The organism is Colwellia demingiae (assembly GCF_007954275.1).
Classification (GTDB): domain Bacteria; phylum Pseudomonadota; class Gammaproteobacteria; order Enterobacterales; family Alteromonadaceae; genus Colwellia; species Colwellia demingiae.
Window position 1 is genome coordinate 1 of record NZ_VOLT01000018.1, and the last position, 22,162, is coordinate 22,162.

Below are 22,162 nucleotides of genomic sequence, written 5' to 3' on the forward strand. Positions count from 1 at the left end.
GGTAGGCTACATCGGCGTGATGAATTACATTCATGTATTGATACCAGCGGTATTGAGCTGATAATTTAACATCACCAATACTGCCGTTTACATCTAAACGAAAGACGTCAAAATCAAAATCTCCACCACGATCTTTATTGTCATCATCGTAATCTTCATAGCTATACTGAAAACGTACGGCACCGCCAACTTTGATTTTAGGTGTTAAATCTGTAGTGGTTTTAGTATTGGTATTAACTTCTTTTTTAAGCTCAGCAACTTGCTTCTCAAGTTGTTCTAGTCGCTCAATTTTAGTGGTTTCTGTGGCCGCCCAAGCTGTTGTTGAGCTTGCTAACAATAAACCAAGTAATGGGATGGATGTTTTCATTAGTTATTCTCCAAAAGATAATTCGCATTTGTTTTTATATTTAGTTACGTTTTCATGCTGTTATTTTTTAGAACATATTCAGAGTACTTAACAGTGTTAAAACTGCTTCAATATGTTCTTGTTAACTTCGAAAATAATACTAAGGAGATATCAACTAATATTGAAGTCAATTAGCTTAATCACTCAATAAGAGAATCTTATTGCTAATGAAAATCAACAGTAAAAACACCATCTAAACCATTGTTATCAAAGGTTATCTCCACATAACCGTTACATTGTAAAAATATATAAAATGATGGAAATAAATTATATTCAATTAAGAATGTCCTCTAAACTACCCATATTTCGTCCGTGAGTTATTCATATCGCGACTTTATAACGAAGCATTCTCACTGATTTTAAAAGACTCACAGTTCAGATTGTTGGGCAGGCGACTAGTGAATTAGTTAGGCTATTTAAAATACTTATCAACCAGTAATATATTTTCATTAGACTGCGATGATCCAATCATTAATACTAATACCAATTCCATTAAATTTATCCCCACCTCAGAGCTATGTCAGAAGAGTCATAACAAACAAGATTTTTGCTGGTATAGTCATTCTATATCTCACAAATTTGTGCAGTTATTGCTTTTCTGACAAGCTCCCAAGGGCGAGTACCTAATAAAAAAGTAAAGACTTACATGCTGTGTTATAGATTTTGATAAGGACGCTGCATGGATGCAGCTTATTAGAGAATGCAGGAGCATATTCTCCTGAATAACCATTCTCTTCAATCAATGCCTTGCCTTGCCTTTAAACCTTTTAATTCTCGCTGAGTGGGAAATAACTTAATGGACTTGGTATAACTAGATTTTCCATAGGGTTCTTGATTAGAAGGTCCCTTTGGTAACCACCTTTATTACCGGATTTTTTTACCTGCATCATGCCTAACAAAAATATTTTTCCACTAAAATACCACCATGCTCATTGAACCATCCTTATTAGTAGTGGCTTTAATCGCCGTCATAACAGGCTCTGCTCTTCAAAGTATGTCAGGCTTTGGGTTAGCGGTTGTCGCTTCACCTATTTTAGTCATCATTAATCCTAATTTCCTACCTGCGCCTATACTGGCATTGGGCTGTATTTTGTCATTGTTAAACTGTATTCGTTATCGACAGCAATTACATTTTAGCAATATAAAAATAGCACTACTGGCGCGTATTCCAGGCTCTGTATTGGGGATTTTATTGTTAGCGTTATTGCCGCCAATATTCTTTGCCGTCGGTTTCTCCCTCCTTATTATGCTCTCAGTGTTACTGACTTATCGACGTGTAGATATCCACCATTGTGCGAGAAACTTAGTGTTAGCGGGATTTTTTTCAGGACTCATGGGCACCACAACGTCAGTCGGTGGTCCACCTATTGCCTTGGTTTACCAAAATAGTAAACTCAGTACGCTAAGAGCAGAACTTGGACTATTTTTTCTTATTGGAACACTGGTATCCCTGGCTATGTTACTCGCATCAGGCAATATAAATTATGCTCAAGTGCAACTGACCTTACCTTTGATCCCCGCGTTATTTGTAGGGTTTGCATCTTCATTTTATTTGGATAAGTACTTAGGGCAGCGTTATTTAAAGCCATTAATTGCTACGCTTTCGCTGACGTCCTGTGGCATTATTTTGCTGAAAGCCTTCTTTTATTGAAGCATTTACTAAAGGTTTTACGAAGGTTTTACGAAGGTTTCTATAAAGGGAGGACTAAAGAATATTTTTATTAAATAAGTAACTAAATAAGTAACTAAATAAGTAACTAAAGGCGAATTGAATAGACTGTTTCCACAAAGGGGATAAATAGAGTAGCAAGAAAAACAATTGAGAAACACAGAGAGCTAAGCTGATAAAAACTAAACTGCACCAAGCTGCACCTAACAGAACAGCGATATAAAAAGTTCGACACTAAGAAAAATCTTCCTTGAGTCTTGTGATTTTAATAACAAAAAAGCCGGCAAGTGCCGGCTTTTTATTTTAATCTAAGTGCGATTCAAAATATTAATCACACTTTTTAAAGATACTTATTGTGGTACTGCCGCATAAGCAACAACTTCACACAACATTTCTTCACGTGCCAAACCGGCAACAATCATTGCGGCTCGGTTAGGATATGGTGCTTGAAAGTACTCAGCATATACTTTGTTAAACACCGGTAATTGGTCGCGCGCAGTGACATAAATAAGTACTTGCGTCACATCGTCCATAGTCAAATTGGCAGCTTCAATAGTGTGCTTAAAGTTTTCCATTGTTTGACGTGCTTGCGCTTCAATACCACCTTCAACTACCTGCCCTTCTGCATTAATTGGGATCTGAGCTGTTGATAAAGTGTTATTAGCAATAATTGCCCATTCTAACGGTGCTTTCGAAGCAAATAGTTCTGTTTTTACTGGTGTTTTCATAATTTTACTCTGTAATTAAATTTAATCGATAACTAACGCTTTAACAATAAATAGCTTATTAGCGTAGGGAGCGTTTGTCTTCATAATGCGGGGATTAACCATCATGATAAGCCCCCTTAAATTAAGGTACCTACCATGATTAATTAATTTGACTTATAACCCTTGCTCATCAGCCATCTTGCGAGCAATTTGCGGTGCATTCCACAAGGACGGTAACAACACCAAGGACACCGGAACTGCCGTTACTACAATAAAGGATTGCAATGCCGATATACCACCTGAGCCAATAGAGATAAGCAAAGCTGCCATAATCCCCATCATTACGCCCCAGAACACACGTAAAGAACTCTGTGGAGAATCAGTTCCTGTCATTACCATAGATACTGAGAATGTCATTGAATCGCCCGTTGTCGCAACAAAGATAGTCGTTAATATCAAGAACAAGAATGATATTATCCAACCAAATGGCAATTGTTCTGTAATAGCCAGTAATGCTGCTGGTAAATTAAAACCAGTGAAAGGTTCTGAAATAACACCTGGTGTCGCTAACTCAAATGCTAAACCACTGCCACCTACAATAGTGAACCAAAAACAGGTGATAACTGGCGCAACCACTGAAATAGTTAAGATCATCTGACGGATAGTACGGCCGCGAGAGATACGCGCAACAAACATCGCCATTAACGGACCGTAACCTAAGAACCATCCCCAAAAGAACACAGTCCACCAGTCAAGCCATGCAGTATTTGCACGATAAGTCGCCATTGGAATAAAGTTATTTAGGTAAAGACCAAAAGAGTGCAAGTAACTGTCAAATATAAAAGCAGTAGGGCCAAATATTAAAATAAATGCCATTAAGAAAATTGCTAAAATAATATTGATACTACTTAAAAGTTGGATGCCTTTAGTAACACCACTCACAGCAGAAATAGTATAGATACAAATAAGACCAACTAATATGGATACTTGTGTTACGTAGGTATCAGGAATACCAAACAGTTTTTCTAAGCCAAAGCTTACCTGTAAACCAAGGAAACCAATAGGTCCAACCGTACCTGCCACTACAGCGAGTACACAACAAGAGTCAACAATAGTACCAAAAGCTCCTTTCATTACCTTGTCACCAAAAACAGGATAAAGCAAAGTACGAGGTTTTAACGGTAAGCCCTTTTCATAATGCAAATACATAAGCACTACGCCAGTCAAACTACCTAGAATGGCCCAAGCTAAAAAGCCCCAATGCATAAAGCTTTGTGCTAACGCATTATAAGCCGCTTCAGTTGTGCCTGTTTCCCCACCAAAATAAGGAGATGGGGAAGTAAAATGCGCCATTGGCTCTGCAGCAGCCCAAAAGACACCGCCACCCGCAAGTAGCGTACACATGATGATAGAAATCCATTTAAAGGTCGACATTTCAGGCGACTTTAGTCCCCCTAACACAACGCCACCAGTTCGACTTACCGCCATAAAGATCCCAATAACAAAAGTCAGGAGCAGGAGTACTTGCCAGTAAGCGCCAAAGATTTTAGTTGATGCTGCAAAGGTTGAATTAACCCAGTTAGACACCATTTTGATATCGTACAATGCTAGGATACAAAATAGCACAAGCGCGCCACCACTGATCAAAAATACGGGTATATCTACCCCTTCTAGGAATTTGATTTTAGGCATTTTAACCTCGCTCTCTTCCGCAATAGCTTTAGAAGTATTCATTATTATAGTCTCCTGATAGATCACTTATCGTTATAATTATTACCCAAGCCACTTGAAGCGCATATTCAGGTGATTTAGGTATATACGTCACTACCTTTGTATTGATTTTTATACCAAGAAAACTAACTTTATTGATCGACTTCAAATGGTCAACTATTCAATCCGCTTGGTATAATTCAATACAAACTAGCGCTTTCACACTTGTGGTTTTAACCCCTCATCGAGTAAGTTCAACCAGTTCATGCCCATGACTTTGGCGATATCTTCCGTCCTAAAGCCTCGGTTTTGTAAACCTTTTGTAATATTTGGAAAGTCACGGCTATCACGAAACCAAGATAACGGGCGAGGCCAATCAGCATTTGCTTTTGAGCCTTCTCCATAATCCATTTCCTTTGACCAACGTCCATTACGCATCCATTCAAGTACAGATAAGGGTTGTTCTTGACACAAATCTGTACCGATACCAATATGATCAATGCCCATTAAATCGGCGGTATTTGCCACCATGTCGCAAAAATCATCCAAGCTACAATCAGGGCCATTTTTAAGATGAAACGGGTAAAGGCTAAAACCTAATAACCCACCTGATTCTCCCAATGCTTTTAGCACTGTGTCCGACTTATTGCGCTTAGCTTCATGAAAACTGTTCGGGTTAGCATGTGAGATCACAATAGGACGCTCTGATATTTCTATCGCCTCTAACGTACTACGCTCTGCACTGTGGCTCATATCTACCACCATACCAACACGGTTCATTTCCTTGATTACTTGTTTACCAAAACGAGTAACGCCACTGTCTTCTGCTTCATAACAACCACAAGCCAATAAGCTTTGATTGTTATAAGTGAGCTGCATAATCATCAAGTTGAGTTCACGCATGATCTCAACCATTCCTATATCATCTTCAATGGGTGAACAGTTCTGCGCACCAAACATGATACCGACCTTACCTAATTGCTTGGCAAGACGAATATCCGCCGTGCTTTTCACCGGCATGATCAAATCATGATGGATCTCAAACTGGCGATTCCATTCACCTATTCGCAATAGTGTTTCTCTAATTTGTTCGTGGTAAACAACGGTGACATGCACCATAGTTACACCACCTTCTTTAAGCTGCTGAAAAATAGCCCGGTTCCAATTTGAGTACTGCAGGCCGTCAATGACAATAAGATCGTTATGCATAATGACTACTCGATTTATGAACGGATATAAGTGGTTTTTACGATAGTGTAAAATTCTTTTGCGTAGCTACCCATCTCACGTGAGCCAAAACTAGAATCTTTACGGCCACCAAAAGGTACGTGATAATCAGTACCTGCAGTTGGCAAGTTAACCATCGCACAACCTGTTTGAGCATTGCGCTTGAAGTGCGTTGCAAACTTAAGCGATTGCGTACAAATACCGCCAACTAAACCGTAATTGGTGTCGTTCAGTGTGGCTAACGCTTCGTCATAATCTTTCACTTTGATCACACAGGCGATAGGCGCAAAAGCTTCTTCACGGTTAATCGTCATTGCATTGGTGGTTTCGGTGAATAAGGCTGGTGTTAAGTAATAACCTTCAGTTTCTTCAGTAATAACATCACCACCACTGACTAACTTTCCGCCTTCTTTTTTGGCAATTTCAAGATAGTTAAGGTTTTGCTTCATTTGACGAGCATCGGCAACCGCGCCGATATGAACACCTTCACGTAGAGGATGACCGACAACAAGTTGTTTCATTCTTGCAACAACCGCATCAACAAAACGATCATGAATACCTTCAGTGACAATTAAACGCGATGAAGCGGTACATTTTTGACCCGTACCAAAGAAAGCACCGCCAACAGCACACTCAACAGCATTTTCTAGATCCGCATCATCAAGTACGATTAGCGCATTTTTACTGCCCATTTCTAATTGACATTTCACTAAGTTTGTTGCCGTTGCTATCGCAACTTTACGCCCTGTTTCTAAAGAGCCAGTGAAAGTTAGTGCGTTAATTTTTTTAGAGTTAATTAACAAATCACCTACTTCTGCACCAGGACCCATTACCAGATTAAACGTACCTGCAGGTAAACCTTGACGTGAAATGATTTCAGTTAATGCCCAAGCGCTCGCCGGTACTTGGTTTGCTGGTTTTAAAACAACCGAATTACCAAAGGCCAATGCCGGTGCAATTTTCCAAGCGGCTGTAGCCACAGGGAAGTTCCACGGTGTGATAATGCCCACAACGCCAACAGGCTCTCTGCGGGTTTCAATTTCAATACCTGGACGAACTGAATCAGCAGTTTCACCCATTTGACGCAATACTTCAGCGGCATAATAATGGAAGAATTGTCCAGAACGATAGATTTCGCCAGCGCCTTCAGGTAACGTTTTACCTTCTTCTCGGGCTAACAACTTACCTAATTCATCTTTACGCGCAATAAGCTCATCACCAATGGCCATCAATACTGAATAGCGTTGTTCTAAGCCACTCTCTTGCCATTCAAGTTGACCTTTAGCCGCTGCATCTAAAGCTGCTTATGCGTGTTCTTTGTTAGCTTGTGCGTAGTGACCAATAACATCACTGATGTCCGCAGGGCTGATATTAGCAAGTGAACTTGCCCCTTCAACCCATTCGCCGTTAATGTAATTACAAAAAATTGATTCAGACATAAATACCTCCATAAAATAATTGAATTTATTATAGGCAGTATGTTTTAATAATAAAAATTAATAAAAAATATCTATTGATAAGGATTCCTTATGGCACTACCTGAATTTAAAATAGCTCAGTTACGTCACTTCGTCTGGGTGGCTGAATTGAAGGGGTTTCATACGGCGGCAGAAAAAGCTTGTCGAACTCAACCGGCAATATCTTTATCAATTCGAGATCTAGAAAATAAACTCAGTACGGTATTGTTTGAAAAACGCAATGCGAAGACTTCAAATACTGAACTAACGCCTTTTGGTCAATACTTTCTACCTAAGGCAAAAGAACTTATTGCCCACCATGACAATGTTGCTCAAGATATGGCTTTAATGAGTGAGCATAAAACAGGTCATTTGCGTCTTGCCTCAGTACCTTCTATTGCGTGTAGGATGTTACCCGAGTTATTGTCAAAATTTATCGCTGATGTGCCAGAGCTTCATATCAGTTTTTACGATGATAACTCCGAGGCAGTTTTAAGAAAGGTTGAAAAACAACAAGTAGATATTGGTATCGCCAGTTTGCCTCATGAACATGAGCATGCCGACATCACTTTTACCCCTATCTGGGAAGATCAACTTGGTGTAGTTTGTCGTGAGGATCATCCGTTTGCCGAAGTCACTGAACTACATTGGAAAGAGCTACGTAAACAACGATTGATCAGAAATGGTACTTCTCGCTTACTCGAAGATACTGAAGCAGAGCCTTTATTGAGCGACTCGCAATTTCTTATTTCTAATATGTTGTCATTAATCGCTATGCTTGAAGAAGGTCTTGGCATCACCACTTTACCCTGGTTTGCTTTCCCTAAAAATAATAGCAAGCTTCGCTTTATTCCACTGACAACGCCTAAAATCGTCCGTCATATTGGGATAGTTCAACTCAGAAACAAATCGTTATCCCCAGCAGCAGAAGCTTTGGCAAGCTTCATCTTGAAAAATACAAATCAAGATAAGACCAAGGATGTGGAATCTGAATAAGCTGTCGAATTGACAGCGTTTAACCATAACGCATACTAAAAAACCATTATAAACAAAGCAAGGGTTGCCTTTGGCTATAATGGTTTTTATTGGTATTAGAGATTCCATTGCCACAAATGCTGTGGCGAAATAAAATCAATTGTAACCACGCACATAACTTGCCGTACTAACATCATTACAAAGTGTTTGCTCATGCTTACTTATACGCTGTTGTGTATTTTTAGTAGATGGGCGTTTATTCTCACTAACAGTCACTTCTTTATGTTCTATATCTCTAGCGTTGAAATAATTACTCTCGTTATTGGTTGCTGAATTCATTGTGCACCTCTATCAATTTTTGCGGTTTTAAAAGTACCGCTGTTGAATATACAATGATTATAGTGAGCATTTTTTGATAATAAAAATTAATAAATAATATACAACGATAAAAAAAACTTATTGGTGTATTTTAAATTAAATAGCGGCAATAAATTTTAGCCCTCCAATTCATCAATAACTTCTACTATTGTCTTTTCATTAAACTTAACATTCTTCAAACAAACAATATGACTACATGTAAGTAGAAAAAAAATAATAACGATATTATTCAAATAACTAGATATGGCACATAAGTTTTTCTTATCAGACGATAGACCTTATTGCCTTGTATAAAATGGCTTAATGGGCGAAAAATAACATCACATTCAGTGAGGTCATTTTTTAGACTTTCTTAATAATTACGCTGAAATAATAAAATTTTAACGGGTTAATGCTGAATTGGCTTCAATACAGGTACAAGAACAACAAGAAAATCGAAGTCAATTCAGATAACATATTTTGTATAGCAAATGAGGATCAGTAAATGACAACAAATGCAGCTATCCACTCATCGCTTTGGGGTGAGAATTCTTTACCACTTCGCCCTGCAAGTCAGGTGATGAAATTGGAACGCCTTGGCGCGTACCATCAAAGTCGCCTAAGTTTCATGCGTACCTTAGTACGTCGAATATTTCGTGAACGCTGGAAGATTGAACCTTCCGTTTTTAATCTTGACGATGATGGCTACGGCACAGTTGTCTATGAAGTCCAAGCACCACATGGCCTTTTCAGCTTTGTTTTATTTTCTGATTACCTTTCACATGATGAGCGTAATGACCGTGTTATTGCCACAAAATGGGACCTGACTATGGCCCTAGTTGAAGGTAAGGTCGACCAAACTTATATTGAACAACTGCGTGAAAACGTGCCTAAACAAGAAGCTGGACGCGTAGATGCCCGTGTTTTTGTTTTATCTCGTGCCAACCGCAGTGCACGTAACTTTGATTATGTGGTCAATCAACTTGCTGCAGGTGAACAACCTGATGTGGCTAAAATTGTTGAAGTGGGTTATTTGTATCGAACCACAGCCGTTTATGGCAGTGGTAAACTCGGCATGGCTGATTGGGAAAAAGTCAGAGAAAAGCATAAAGATTTTGCCCGACCATTTGCCGGTGAAATGTTTGTTTGTCTGATGCTACGCAACTTCAGTCTATTACAAGTCGAACATATAGCTCGTCATAAAACGCCCGAAACATTTACTCCAATGAAGCCTGAAATAAAGCGCTATTTTGGTATTGGTAATTCAACCGGTTTAGGCATGGCGCCGTATTTGGTCAATCATCCGCTTCTTATCAACCAATGGATAGAAATGCGTGAATTGGCTTTAGCTCGTGTTCGTGCGCTTGGCAGCGTTAATGACCAAGTGCGTGAAACGATTAGTCAACTGATCGACCGCAGTGCACGACACACCCTTGAAACACAGACCGAAGATGAATGGCAAACCAACAATAATAAAGCTGTTATTGAAGATATGGCCTGCCTTAAAAGCCGGATTGAACGTGGTTTTGATTCATGGAACGAGTTGGTTGAGTATAGTGAACAACATTGCTCATTGCAGGGCCAAGAAATGTTAGTGTCTTGCATGTTAGAAATATATCCCGAACTCGTCGACGAATTAGAAGATTTTCACAGTGCAGAGGAGTTTTTAGACCTTGACCCACTCATGCCTGCTGGACAACTTAAAGATATCATCGAAAAACGTTATGACTGGGCATTAGCAATCGATTTTGACGCGGAAGGCGCTCGAGAAACTTACTGGTACCGTTCAGAAGAAAAAATGGAACCTCGTCTAGGTAGTGTTGCTGATATTGAAGGCAAAAAGAAGCAAATGGCACTGGGTGTCGGTTATGCCGTACGTAAATGTTATAACCAATTAATAGATTATATCGTTCAAAATCCAGATGACACCACGGCTCGATTTATGGTTTCGCATCCAAAATTACGCGGAATTGTACGACGCATTCAGGGTATGAACCGCTGTGTTTATGGTGATATTCAAGCAAACTTATTAGATCGCGAAGTATTGCCCATGCACTTATTGCGCGCCAAGTTAGCTTTTTTTGGTGTAAGCAAGTTTGATCCTCGTTCTCGTTTATGGGTACGTAATACCATGTTTCAGGGCGCCCCACTATTAGAAGAAATTGGCCAAGCATTTAATGACGATTGGTTTATGCCACTAGCACCAAAGCAATAGGAGAGTTCCGTGAATATTTCAATGAATGAATTAAAAGCAGCTCTGCGCAGATGCTTTGAAGCAAGTGATTACTTTGTCGGTAATTATGAAGATGCAGCCAACATGGTGCTATGGTTAGAAAAGCATGGCTTAAATGGCTTGAGTGAATTCAAATTAGCCTTGCCTTATATTGGTGAAGATAAAAACAAACCATTAAGTAATGTAATTTATGAAGATAGTACCTCAGCAATTATTGATGCTCACCATCGTAGTGCCCTTAATTGTATTGCTGCAGCGGTAGATCTAGCCCATGCTAAAGCATTAGAAAGTGGTATAGCCACAGTCACAGTGCATAACTGCCACAACAGAATTTTTATTCTAAAAGCACTGACAGATCGTGGTCGTAGCGGCATTAGTGCAGCAGCTTATTGGCAAAACGGTAGTGATACCGTGACCGAACATACTGCTGCTATTCGCTCAGGTCAACGCTACCCAAGTTACAGCGAAGGGGTTACTAATCTAACAAGCAGTGAAAATGATAAACAAGCGCTTACTATTATTTGTAGTTCACGAGTAGACTTAACCTCTTCTTTACAAAATAGTAAAAGTCATTTTATTAGCCCAAAACAAGTTGAAAGCAACAAAGAACATACAGTTGAACATGGTATTGAAATTGATACTGGTGTTTGGGAAGAGATTAATAAAATAGGCTTGGGCGTATTAGTTGAAAATACCGAGCGTTCACGAAAAGATGCCGGTGGCAATTAAAAGGCCTTTAGGTACCGTCGACAGATACAATATGTTTGTCGACAATACCTTAAACACTTCCCGTTTAAGGTGCCAATATTTTGCATAATCTAGCAATAGAACACCTTAACGGTATCTTACCTATTACTGAACCTTCTGAGCAAAAGCTACACCAAGCACAACTTATGGAAGTAGCGGTTGCCATCAGTATCAATGGCATTAGCCAAGCGGTAATGATGGCATCTCCTGAGCATTTAAAAGACTTTGCACTTGGCTTTAGCTTAAGTGAAGGGTTAATTAATTCAAGCAACGACGTTTTGGATATCATTGTTCATTCTCATCAATGTGGATGGCAAGTTGATCTGCAGGTTTTAGCAAGAGTTCAACACCAACTAAAACAACGTCGTCGCACTATGGCGGGACCAAGTGGTTGCGGTCTTTGTGGATTGGATTCCATTGAAGCGGCAATGTCATTGAGTCTGCCTCAAGAACAAACCACTAAATCGCTCAAGTTACCGTCCGAGCAGGTGATCATTCAAGCGAGAGATGCCTTACCTGCACTATTGAAAAAGTCGGGGGGTACAAGAGGAAATCACTGCGCTGCCTTTTTTGATTTATCAGCTAAAATGCTCGCTGTTCGAGAAGATGTTGGTCGCCATTCAGCATTGGATAAATTACTTGGTTGTTTATCCGATAAAAAACAAGCGATTGATGAGGGCTTTGCCTTAATAACAAGTCGTTGTAGCCACGATTTAATCGCCAAGGCCGCCCGTTTATCTCTAACAACCTTAGTCACACTAGCGCAACCAACTGACTTAGCATTGAGTTCGGCCCGTAAAACACAATTAGCCTTATTTTGCTTCCAACACGGGCAACTAAAACGCTACGCTTAACAAGAGAAATCACATGTCTACGTCAGTAAAAAACAAGTCATCAAAAACCTGCTCCTCAAAAAGAAAGCCTGCCTACTCTTCAGCTGCTGGCGGTTGGGGTGCGCTAAGAAGCTCAGCTAAACATTTAATCCAAAGTGAAAATGCAGCTAAAAGCGTTAAAACATTACTCAGGGCAAATCAGCCTGGTGGCTTTGACTGCCCGGGTTGTGCATGGGGAGACTCAAGAAGTGCTGGCAAAGTAGATTTTTGCGAAAATGGTGTTAAAGCAATTGCATGGGAAGCGACCAGCAAACGAGTCGACAGCAAGTTTTTTGCACAATATTCTATAACGCAACTGCAACAATGGGATGGTCATTCACTGGAAAAGAGTGGTCGTTTAACCGAACCAATGTTTTACGACGGTGTAAGTGATCACTACCAACCCATTAGCTGGGAAGGTGCTTTTAAAATAATTGGTAATGGCCTGCAACAACTCTCTTCGCCCAATGAGGCATTATTATATACCTCGGGTAGAGCAAGTAATGAAGTGGCGTATTTATATCAGTTATTTGGCCGAGTGCTGGGAACGAACAACTTTCCTGATTGCTCTAACATGTGCCATGAAGCCTCAGGTATTGGCATGACAAATAGTATTGGTACTGGCAAGGGTACTGTAACAATAGACGATTTTTCTAAAGCTGACGCCATTTTTGTCTTTGGCCAAAACCCTGGTACCAATCACCCTCGCATGCTGGGAACCTTGAGAGAGGCAAGTAAAAGAGGCGCTAAAATTGTTTCAATAAACAACTTAAAAGAACGTGGGTTACAAAAATTTTCAGATCCACAAAGCGCAAAAGAAATGATATTTTTAACCGGTACAAATATTAGTCAATATTATTTCACGCCAAGGTTAGGCGGAGATATGGCGTTATTACGTGGGGTGGCTAAATGTTTATTCGAGCGATTTGAACAGGACAAATCGGTACTTGATACTGATTTTATCCAAGAACATTGCCATGGTTTTGAAGCGTATCAACGCAGTGTAACATCGAGTGCTTGGGATAAAATTCTTGGTCAATGTAATCTAAGTAGAGAAGAAATTGAACAAATAACCACGATATACGCCAGCAGTGATAAAGTCATTTTCACTTGGGCGATGGGGATCACTCAACACCGTCATTCTGTCGATACAGTACAAGAATTACTAAACGTACTAATGCTACGAGGCAATATAGGTAAAGCTGGTGCTGGTGCATGTCCTGTTCGTGGTCACTCAAATGTACAAGGAAATCGTACCGTTGGTATTGATGAAAAACCGCCCTTGCCCTTTCTTGATGCGTTAGAAAAACACTACTCTTTCAATGTCCCACGTGCTCATGGCTTTAATACAGTTGACTCTATTCATGCCATGCTTGAGGGTAAGGCTAAAATATTTATTGCCCTAGGTGGTAATTTTGCAGCGGCGACACCCGATACAGAACGTAGTTATCAAGCCTTACAACAATGTGATTTAACGGTACAAATCAGTACTAAGCTGAATCGAAGCCATGTGGTAACAGGAAAACGCGCGCTAATCCTTCCGTGTCTTGGCCGTACAGAAATCGATCGTCAAAATAGCGGCGAACAATGTATCACGGTAGAAGACTCTATGAGTATGGTGCATAGCTCAACAGGGCAAAATGAACCGGCATCTGACGCGCTTCGTTCAGAAACAGCCATTGTAGCTGGAATAGCAATGGCATCAGTAGGCGATAAAATAGTTGATTGGAATAAATTAGCGAGTAATTATGCCTTAATTAGGCAAGAAATCAGTACCGTTATTCCTGACTTTGAAGATTATAACGCCCGCATAAAAGAAGGTAGAGGTTTCCACCTGAAAAACCCTGCTTCACAACGTCAATGGCTTACACCGATGAAAAAGGCCACGTTTTGTGATGCTAACTTACCAGAAAAACTCGCGCATGAACGCGCACAGTCACTGACCGATAAACCCGTGTTAACGCTGCAAACATTGCGTTCTCACGATCAATACAACACCACAGTTTATGGTATGGATGATCGTTACCGAGGCGTTTATGGTGAACGAAACATTATATTTATGAGCCTTGAAGATATTAATAAGCAGGCATTAAACAATGGTGATTATGTAAAAATAACAACCGTATCAAACGATGGTATCGAACGTTCTTTATCTCATTTCAAAATTATTGAATACCCAATACCTTCAGGATGTGTAGCCGCTTATTATCCTGAAACCAATCCCTTAGTACCATTAGAGAGTGTCGCTGATAATTGTGGGACACCAACTTATAAATCTATTGCGGTATCAATCGAGAAAATATAACAGCCTATATCCATGACACTTAAAAACTCAGGATTCAGCTGGAATTAGAAACGCCTTGAGGCAAGGTATTGATTGAAGAGAATAGTTACTCAGGAGGATATGCTCCTGCATTCTCTAATAACACCATCCGTGTAGCGTTATTGTCGAGGTCAATAATGTAGCTTAAAGCGTTACTAAAGAAAAAGCCTCACTACTGATTCAGTAGTGAGGCTTAAATTTTCTATAGTAATGAAATCAATATTGATTTAATTACTATTCCTCTGATTGTGTTATTTCTACATCCATGTCATCAGCGACTGAGTTTCCACTCAGTATTGCGGTCACAGCCATGATAATTACTGCAAATATCACGGTTGTTAATTTGAAACCTCGCGAAGACGAACTATTCATTGTTTTACCTTTGTCGCTGCCTGTTTGATTTATTATTAAGTTGTACTATTTATGAACAGGCACGATGACACTAAACCATTAACTTTTTTTTTACAAGTTATTTCATTAGGTTTTGCTAACAAGGTTATTAACTCATTAAATCAAATATTAATCCTTGCTGAATTTCTTGCTGTTTGCTTGATGATATGGTGACTCGAATAGAAGCATTTAATACACCAGCGCCAGAACTTAAAGCACCTAAACTGGTATCGCCACCGAGTAATTGACTGTATTTAATGGCCATAGCTAATGCCGTGCTATCTGCAGTCAAATCATCATGACTTTGCGCGTGGAACAGTTGTTCATTTGAATTAGTTGAAGCTGGGTTTAGCGGTGATAAAGTAAAAAATAAGCTAGTATCGGCTAATTTATGTTTGTGAAGCTTAACCGATAATCGCAGTGAATCGACTTTCAATAAATGATGTGCACTCTCAATCAAAGCATTGAGCAGTTTCTGTATATATAACTCATCGCTATTGAGGTAGTGAGGCACACTCTCATCAATCAGGAAAAAAATGGATTTGCCTTCATAAGCATTGCTTGCTTTTAATAACGATTCTGTGCGCTGTAAAAAGCCATAAAAATCAAAACAGTCTTCTTTAGCTGTTATTTTTCCTGACTCTATATTAGATAAGTCCATCATAGTATCGAGTAATAGTGCAACATTACTACCTGCATGGCTTATTCCTGTAACTTGCTTATTATTAATGCCTTTTTTCTTTAGCTGTTCAACAAATGCTTTCATTGCTAATAATGGCACCCGCAACTCTTTGTTCAAGCTCTGTAAGAAATTACTTTTAGCTAAACTTTTTTGTTCTGAGCTTTCTTTAGCTAAAATAAGTGCTCTGGTTTTAATATCAACTTGCTGGCCTAGCTCACTCGAGTAGGCTGCCATCATTAATACCAGCATTTGAAATAATACTGCGCCAAACGTTCCTCCAATGAGGACCGCCCATGCTTGCCAACTTTTAGCCTGACTAAACCAAGGTTGTTTTTCCGCAATGTCTATTTGCCAAAGTCGAGAAAACACCTCAATCGTAATAGTATCAACATGGCGATTCACCGTAGGAAAAGCTTGGCCAAATAGAGAAAGAGGTTGGCTACCTGAAACATCTTGAATAAAAAAACTGACCTCTTGATTTTTTTGCTGTGCAAGGCGTTTAAAAAAACTATCAAACTGAGCGACGGCCACCACAAAACCTAATAATTTACCTTCTTTAATTATTGATAACTTCTGCTGAGCGTCATTACTAGTACGCTCGTTATCCTCGGGCGGTAAAAAAACGGCCTTACTAAAGAGCATACCGGGCTTAGCTAACTCGTCTTGTACTAAAGTGATTGGTGCACTAGTAATCACCGCTTTGCTATTAACAACAACTTGCATAGACAAAATATGCTTAGGATTACTATAAATGTCTAAACCCAAAGCGGCCTGGTTGTTGTATTGAGGATAAATATAATACACAGGAGCATATTGAGTACGGGGCTGAGCTGAGATCGTATTGCCATTTGCTAACAGTTCTATAATAGAAAAGTCCTTTTTCAGCACTTTTCTGCTTTCTTGTTCAAAGCCTGCTTTATCGGCAAAGGGAACAATTGGGGCCCATTCTAGCGCCCTTACGCTTGAGCTCTGATCAAGAATACCTTCACTAAATAAGTTAAATTCTGTTAATGAAACCTTATCTCTGGCTTTAAATAATGCGGCAAGGCTATTAATATTGTTCACAACGGCATCAACTTCAGCGAGCACTAAACGTTCTACCTCAGTTTTAGATTGTTTAAAAAGTGCTTGCCTATAGTCTTGCTGTTCGTGCTGGGAGGTTTTAAGCAGTAATAAAATAGCTAAACCACCTAAAATAGAGGTAAAACTAACAAAGAGCCGTTTAGTCAATTTAAACTGTTCAGCATTTTTAATCAGTAACAATAACGGAATAAAAAATACCGCGGCTAACATACTCGTCGACCAAGTGTTAACAAAGGTATAGAAGAAAGTACCTGTCATTACTTGGTTATCAAGCATGGCAATAACTAATACCGAGCTTGCAGACACTAAACTTGCAATGGGGCCTATACGTAATATAAAGAAAAATAGCTGCTTTCTTGATGTTAACCATTCTTTATAATGAATAAAACGATAAACAAGTTGTTTAGTCCAACACCCTTGTAAAATGATGGCTAGTACGGCAATAGTCATCACCGCTAAATTTGCATCTAGATGAAAGTAATAGCCCAGCCCAAATGCCAATAGAGGGCTCACCAGCAATACAGCAATGAGTGGTGTAATCCCCCAAATAAGCAGTAGCCCACTAATAAGCGCCGCAGAAGGACCGACAAAGTTTACTAGTGATTGTGGATTGATTAACCATATCGCGCCAAAACAAACGGCAAGATATAAAATGGCAGAAATAATAATACGCAGTAAGTGGAGTTGCATCATAAGTAATTATTTAAGATCGGCAGAGTGAGTCCGTTCATCAATTGTAAATATATCATCTTAAGTTTTAATCGATATTAGCACTATAGTATCTGAATAATTAACCTTCATACAAAATAATATAAAGAATTCCATAATATAATTTGCGCTACGTGCTCTGGTAAGCGAAAATACGCGCAATTTTTATTCTTTCAAGACTATAAGATCTGGAGCTACTATGTCATCGCGTCAAGAGTTAGCAAATGCTATCCGTGTATTAAGTATGGATGCCGTACAAAAAGCAAAATCAGGGCACCCTGGTGCACCTATGGGTATGGCCGATATCGCAGAGGTATTATGGCGTGATTTTTTAAAGCATAATCCAACCGACCCAAACTGGGCCGACCGCGATCGTTTTATTTTATCAAACGGCCATGGCTCAATGCTTATCTATTCACTATTGCATTTATCGGGTTATGATTTATCTATTGAAGATTTGAAAGAATTCCGTCAATTGCATTCAAAAACCCCTGGCCATCCTGAATATGGTTACACGCCAGGTGTTGAAACAACTACGGGTCCATTAGGTGCTGGTATTGCTAATGCCGTGGGTATGGCTATTGCTGAAAAAACGTTAGCAGCACAGTTTAACCGTGAAGATCATGCGATTGTTGACCATTTTACTTATTGCTTCTTGGGCGATGGTTGTTTAATGGAAGGTATCTCTCATGAGTCTTGTTCACTAGCCGGAACTTTAGGTTTAGGTAAGCTTATCGCTTTTTGGGATGACAATGGCATTTCAATCGATGGTAAAGTTGAAGGTTGGTTTACTGACAATACCCCTGCTCGTTTTGAATCTTACGGCTGGCATGTTATTTGTGTTGATGGTCATGACCCTCAAGCAATTACTCACGCTATCGAAGAAGCGAAATCAGTGACTGATAAGCCAAGTATGATTTGTTGTAAAACTATCATTGGTTTTGGCTCTCCAAATAAATCAGGTACTCATGACTGTCACGGCGCACCACTAGGTGATGACGAAATTGCCGCAACACGTGAGTTTTTAAACTGGCCACATGCACCATTTGAGATCCCAACTGACGTTTATGCACAATGGGATAGAAAAGAAAAAGGTCAAGCGAGCCAAGTAAGCTGGAATGATAAGTTTGCCGCTTATAAAGCAGCACACCCTGGTCTTGCAAGCGAATATGAACGTCGCGTGATTAAAGGTGAATTACCTGCTGAATTTGAAGAAAAAGCAAATGCCTTCATTCAACAATGTCACGAAAGCAGTGAAAACATTGCTTCACGTAAAGCATCACAAAATGCGATTGAAGCTTTCGGTAGTGTTTTACCTGAGATGTTAGGTGGCTCTGCTGATTTAGCTGGCTCAAACTTAACGTTATGGTCTGGTTCTAAAGGTATTCAAGAAGATGCTGCTGGTAACTATATCTTTTACGGCGTACGTGAATTTGGTATGAGTAGTATTATGAATGGTATTTCATTGCATGGTGGTTTTGTTAACTACGGTGCGACCTTCATGATGTTTATGGAATACGCGCGTAATGCGGTTCGTATGTCTGCACTAATGGGTATTCAAAATATCTTTGTTTATACCCATGACTCTATTGGTCAAGGTGAAGATGGTCCAACGCATCAACCTATTGAGCAGTTAACTAACTTAAGAACTACACCAAACTTAACGACTTGGCGCCCATGTGATGCAACAGAATCTGCTGTTGCATGGAAAGCTGCCGTTAAAAGCCAAAAAGCTCCAACTGCGTTAATATTTTCACGTCAAGGTTTACCAGCAATGAGTCGTACTCAAACGCAAGTAAGCGATATTGAAAAAGGCGCTTATATTTTAGTTGATTGTGCTGGCACTCCTGATGTTATCTTAATGGCTACAGGCTCTGAAGTTGCTTTAGCAGTTAATGCAGCAACAGCATTAACTGAGCAAGGTAAACTAGTACGTGTGGTTTCTATGCCATCAACCAATGTCTTTGATAAACAAAGTAGCGATTACAAAGAAGCAATATTACCGTTTAGCGTAACTAAGCGTGTAGCTATTGAAGCAGCACATGTTGACTTCTGGGCTAAATATGTTGGTCTTAGTGGCGCAGTTGTTGGTATGACAACATTTGGTGAATCAGCTCCAGGTAATGTATTACTTGAGCACTTTGGTTTCACTGTAGACAATGTTGTAAATACTGTAAACAAGCTTTAAGCAAATGAGTTAAGCGGGCTACAACGTCTGAAAAAATTCGTTGTAGCCCATACTCCGCATTATTCCTGTAAGTTATTACTAGCTTATCGATTAAAACAATCCGTAAATGCAGTGAAGTTATGACAATTAGAATTGCCATTAATGGCTTTGGCCGTATCGGTCGCAGCGTAGTTAGAGCGCTATATGAAAGTGGCAAGACAGATTTATTTACCTTAGTTTCAATCAATGAACTAGCACCTGCTTCTGGCATAGCTCATCTATTGAAATATGATAGTACTCATGGTCGATTTCCTTTCAGTGTTAGCCAAAAAGACAACCAATTAGTTATCAATGGTGATGAAATAGCACTAACGCATATCGGTAACTTAAATAGTCTCCCTTGGCAGCAGCAAGATATTGATATTGTCCTTGATTGTACCGGTAAGTATGGCAATCAAGCTGATGGTTTAAGCCATATCAATCGAGGTGCTAAGAAAGTGTTATTCTCGCATCCGGGTAGCCAAGATATTGATGCAACCATCATCTATGGCATTAATCATCAAACATTAACTTCAGGTGATCGTATTGTCTCAAATGGCTCTTGCACGACTAACTGTATAGTGCCGGTTATTAAAGTCATCGATGAGGCCTTTGATGTAGAAAGTGGTAGTATCACCACCATACATTCATCAATGCATGATCAACAAGTCATTGATGCTTATCATAAAGACCTACGTCTCTCTCGTGCAGCCAGCCAATCAATCATTCCAGTAGACACTAAACTTGCTGCGGGTATTGAACGAATATTACCAAAATTTAAAGGCCGCTTTGAAGCGATTGCTGTACGTGTACCTACAATCAATGTTACCGCAATGGATTTAAGCCTTACCGTTAATAATGATGTCTGCATTTGCGACATCAACCAAGCGATACAAGCTGCGACCAGTAATCATGATTTGTATGGCGTATTGGCGTATACCGAAGAGCCTTTGGTTTCGGTCGATTTTAATCATGACCCTCATTCTTGTATCGTCGACGGTAACCAAACACGCGTCAGCCATAAGCGCTTAATTAAAATGCTTGTGTGGTGTGACAACGAATGGGGCTTTGCCAATCGTATGTTAGACACTGCCATGGCAATGCATCAAGCAGAAAACTAAGAAAAATTGAAAATAAACTTTATAGAAAATATTTCACAAAATTCACAGACAGTGAAAACAGGAGACAACAATGTCGATTATCAAAATGGCTGATTTAACATTAGCTAACCAGCGCGTATTAATTCGTGAAGATTTAAATGTACCTGTAACCGATGGTAAAATCACCTCAGATGCTCGTTTACGCGCGGCATTACCCACACTTAAACTGGCACTAGAAGCTGGCGCAAAAGTGATGGTTATGTCTCATTTAGGTCGTCCAACTGAAGGCCAGCCTGAAGAGAAGTTTTCACTTAAACCAGTAACTGATTACCTTAGTGCCGCATTAAATTACCCTGTACGCTTAGTCACTGATTACCTAGAAGGCGTAGACGTTGCTGCTGGTGAATTAGTGGTATTTGAGAATATTCGCTTTAATGTTGGTGAAAAGAAAAATGATGACGCTCTAGCTAAAAAGTTAGCTGCTTTATGTGATGTATTCGTTATGGATGCTTTTGGTACTGCTCATCGCGCGCAAGCAAGTACTCATGGCGTAGCAAAATTTGCTGCTACTGCATGTGCTGGTCCATTGCTTTCTGGTGAATTAGAAGCATTAGGCAAGGCCTTAGATAATCCTGCAAGACCACTTGTCGCAATTGTTGGTGGCTCTAAAGTATCAACTAAATTGACTGTGCTTGATTCTTTGGCGGGCATTGTTGACCAACTTGTTGTTGGCGGCGGTATTGCTAATACCTTTATTGCAGCAGATGGTCATAACGTCGGAAAATCATTATATGAAGCTGATTTAGTTGAAGAAGCAACTCGCTTAACTAAGCAAGCGAAAGCGAACAACGGTGATATCCCGGTTCCTAGTGATGTCGTTGTTGCCACTGAATTTTCAGCCTCTGCAACTGCAACATTAAAGCCGGTCAATGAAGTCACTGCTGATGAAATGATTTTTGATATCGGGCCAGATTCTACAAAAGCACTCACTGAGATCATCGCTAACGCGGGTACTATTGTGTGGAATGGTCCAGTTGGCGTATTTGAATTTGATCAGTTCGGTGAAGGTACCAAAGTCATCGCACAAGCCATTGCTGATAGCTCAGCTTTCTCAATAGCTGGTGGTGGTGACACTTTAGCCGCTGTTGATAAATATGAAATTGCCGATAAAATATCTTACATCTCAACAGGTGGTGGTGCGTTCTTGGAATTCTTAGAAGGTAAAAAGTTACCTGCTGTAGAAATATTAGAGCAACGCGCTAAATCATAATATTGCTACTATTCATTATTCACTAGCAGTTAACTGCTAG

General features: G+C 39.7%; 15 protein-coding genes and 2 pseudogenes. 9 read left to right on the forward strand and 8 right to left on the reverse strand.

Annotated features, from left to right (window positions below):
• Positions 1-367, reverse strand: a pseudogene (locus ESZ36_RS21660) (OprO/OprP family phosphate-selective porin); the annotation flags it as partial.
• 964 nt (positions 368-1,331) lie between these two features.
• On the opposite strand from ESZ36_RS21660, the gene ESZ36_RS21665 reads away from it, so the two are divergent.
• Positions 1,332-2,057 carry a sulfite exporter TauE/SafE family protein gene (locus ESZ36_RS21665; RefSeq protein WP_146791760.1) on the forward strand — a complete coding sequence of 242 codons (726 nt, stop codon included), beginning with the start codon at positions 1,332-1,334 and terminating at the stop codon, positions 2,055-2,057.
• A 368-nt stretch (positions 2,058-2,425) separates the two neighbouring features.
• Here the strand turns inward: ESZ36_RS21665 and ESZ36_RS21670 are convergent, their stop codons facing one another.
• From ESZ36_RS21670 to ESZ36_RS21685, 4 genes and pseudogenes are all read right to left on the reverse strand, one after another.
• Positions 2,426-2,803, reverse strand: a complete 378-nt coding sequence (locus ESZ36_RS21670; RefSeq protein ID WP_011044606.1) for a RidA family protein — start codon at positions 2,801-2,803, stop codon at positions 2,426-2,428.
• Positions 2,804-2,956: 153 nt separating this feature from the next.
• Positions 2,957-4,516, reverse strand: coding sequence for a BCCT family transporter (locus ESZ36_RS21675; RefSeq protein WP_146791762.1), 1,560 nt, complete (start codon positions 4,514-4,516; stop codon positions 2,957-2,959).
• A 195-nt stretch (positions 4,517-4,711) separates the two neighbouring features.
• Positions 4,712-5,701 carry a dipeptidase gene (locus ESZ36_RS21680; RefSeq protein WP_146791765.1) on the reverse strand — a complete coding sequence of 330 codons (990 nt, stop codon included), beginning with the start codon at positions 5,699-5,701 and terminating at the stop codon, positions 4,712-4,714.
• 14 nt (positions 5,702-5,715) lie between these two features.
• Positions 5,716-7,158 (reverse strand): annotated as a pseudogene (locus tag ESZ36_RS21685) (aldehyde dehydrogenase family protein).
• A gap of 90 nt (positions 7,159-7,248) precedes the next feature.
• Between ESZ36_RS21685 and ESZ36_RS21690 the strand changes: the two are divergent.
• On the forward strand, positions 7,249-8,172 hold the full coding sequence (locus tag ESZ36_RS21690; RefSeq protein ID WP_146791766.1) for a LysR family transcriptional regulator: 924 nt from the start codon (positions 7,249-7,251) through the stop codon (positions 8,170-8,172).
• 135 nt (positions 8,173-8,307) lie between these two features.
• Here ESZ36_RS21690 and ESZ36_RS21695 read toward each other — a convergent pair whose 3' ends face one another.
• Positions 8,308-8,490, reverse strand: a complete 183-nt coding sequence (locus tag ESZ36_RS21695; RefSeq protein WP_146791768.1) for a hypothetical protein — start codon at positions 8,488-8,490, stop codon at positions 8,308-8,310.
• A gap of 523 nt (positions 8,491-9,013) precedes the next feature.
• On the opposite strand from ESZ36_RS21695, the gene ESZ36_RS21700 reads away from it, so the two are divergent.
• The 4 genes from ESZ36_RS21700 (at position 9,014) to ESZ36_RS21715 (ending at position 14,665) form a co-directional block, all read left to right on the forward strand.
• Entirely contained in the window at positions 9,014-10,723 is a 1,710-nt protein-coding gene (locus ESZ36_RS21700) for a hypothetical protein (RefSeq protein ID WP_146791770.1), read from the forward strand.
• A 9-nt stretch (positions 10,724-10,732) separates the two neighbouring features.
• The gene (locus ESZ36_RS21705; protein ID WP_170235916.1) at positions 10,733-11,470 is read left to right on the forward strand and encodes a DUF3726 domain-containing protein; all 738 of its coding nucleotides are present in this window, start codon (positions 10,733-10,735) and stop codon (positions 11,468-11,470) included.
• Positions 11,471-11,550: 80 nt separating this feature from the next.
• Positions 11,551-12,342, forward strand: coding sequence for a formate dehydrogenase accessory sulfurtransferase FdhD (gene fdhD / locus ESZ36_RS21710; RefSeq protein ID WP_146791772.1), 792 nt, complete (start codon positions 11,551-11,553; stop codon positions 12,340-12,342).
• A gap of 13 nt (positions 12,343-12,355) precedes the next feature.
• Positions 12,356-14,665: an FdhF/YdeP family oxidoreductase gene (locus tag ESZ36_RS21715; RefSeq protein WP_146791774.1), complete on the forward strand. Its 2,310-nt coding sequence runs from the start codon at positions 12,356-12,358 to the stop codon at positions 14,663-14,665.
• A 252-nt stretch (positions 14,666-14,917) separates the two neighbouring features.
• Here ESZ36_RS21715 and ESZ36_RS22620 read toward each other — a convergent pair whose 3' ends face one another.
• Both ESZ36_RS22620 and ESZ36_RS21720 read right to left on the reverse strand, forming a co-directional pair.
• Positions 14,918-15,055 carry a hypothetical protein gene (locus ESZ36_RS22620; RefSeq protein WP_170235917.1) on the reverse strand — a complete coding sequence of 46 codons (138 nt, stop codon included), beginning with the start codon at positions 15,053-15,055 and terminating at the stop codon, positions 14,918-14,920.
• 127 nt (positions 15,056-15,182) lie between these two features.
• Positions 15,183-17,531, reverse strand: coding sequence for a CHASE domain-containing protein (locus ESZ36_RS21720; protein WP_146791776.1), 2,349 nt, complete (start codon positions 17,529-17,531; stop codon positions 15,183-15,185).
• Between the two features lie 214 nt (positions 17,532-17,745).
• Here ESZ36_RS21720 and tkt point away from each other — a divergent pair, with 214 nt between their 5' ends.
• The 3 genes from tkt to ESZ36_RS21735 all read left to right on the forward strand — a co-directional run bounded on the left by tkt (position 17,746) and on the right by ESZ36_RS21735 (position 22,122).
• Positions 17,746-19,734 carry a transketolase gene (tkt, locus tag ESZ36_RS21725; RefSeq protein WP_146791778.1) on the forward strand — a complete coding sequence of 663 codons (1,989 nt, stop codon included), beginning with the start codon at positions 17,746-17,748 and terminating at the stop codon, positions 19,732-19,734.
• Between the two features lie 119 nt (positions 19,735-19,853).
• Positions 19,854-20,873, forward strand: a complete 1,020-nt coding sequence (epd, locus tag ESZ36_RS21730; protein ID WP_146791780.1) for an erythrose-4-phosphate dehydrogenase — start codon at positions 19,854-19,856, stop codon at positions 20,871-20,873.
• A 70-nt stretch (positions 20,874-20,943) separates the two neighbouring features.
• Positions 20,944-22,122 (forward strand): phosphoglycerate kinase, encoded by a 1,179-nt coding sequence (locus ESZ36_RS21735; RefSeq protein ID WP_146791782.1) that lies wholly within the window; start codon positions 20,944-20,946, stop codon positions 22,120-22,122.
• The last annotated feature ends 40 nt before the right edge of the window (positions 22,123-22,162 follow it).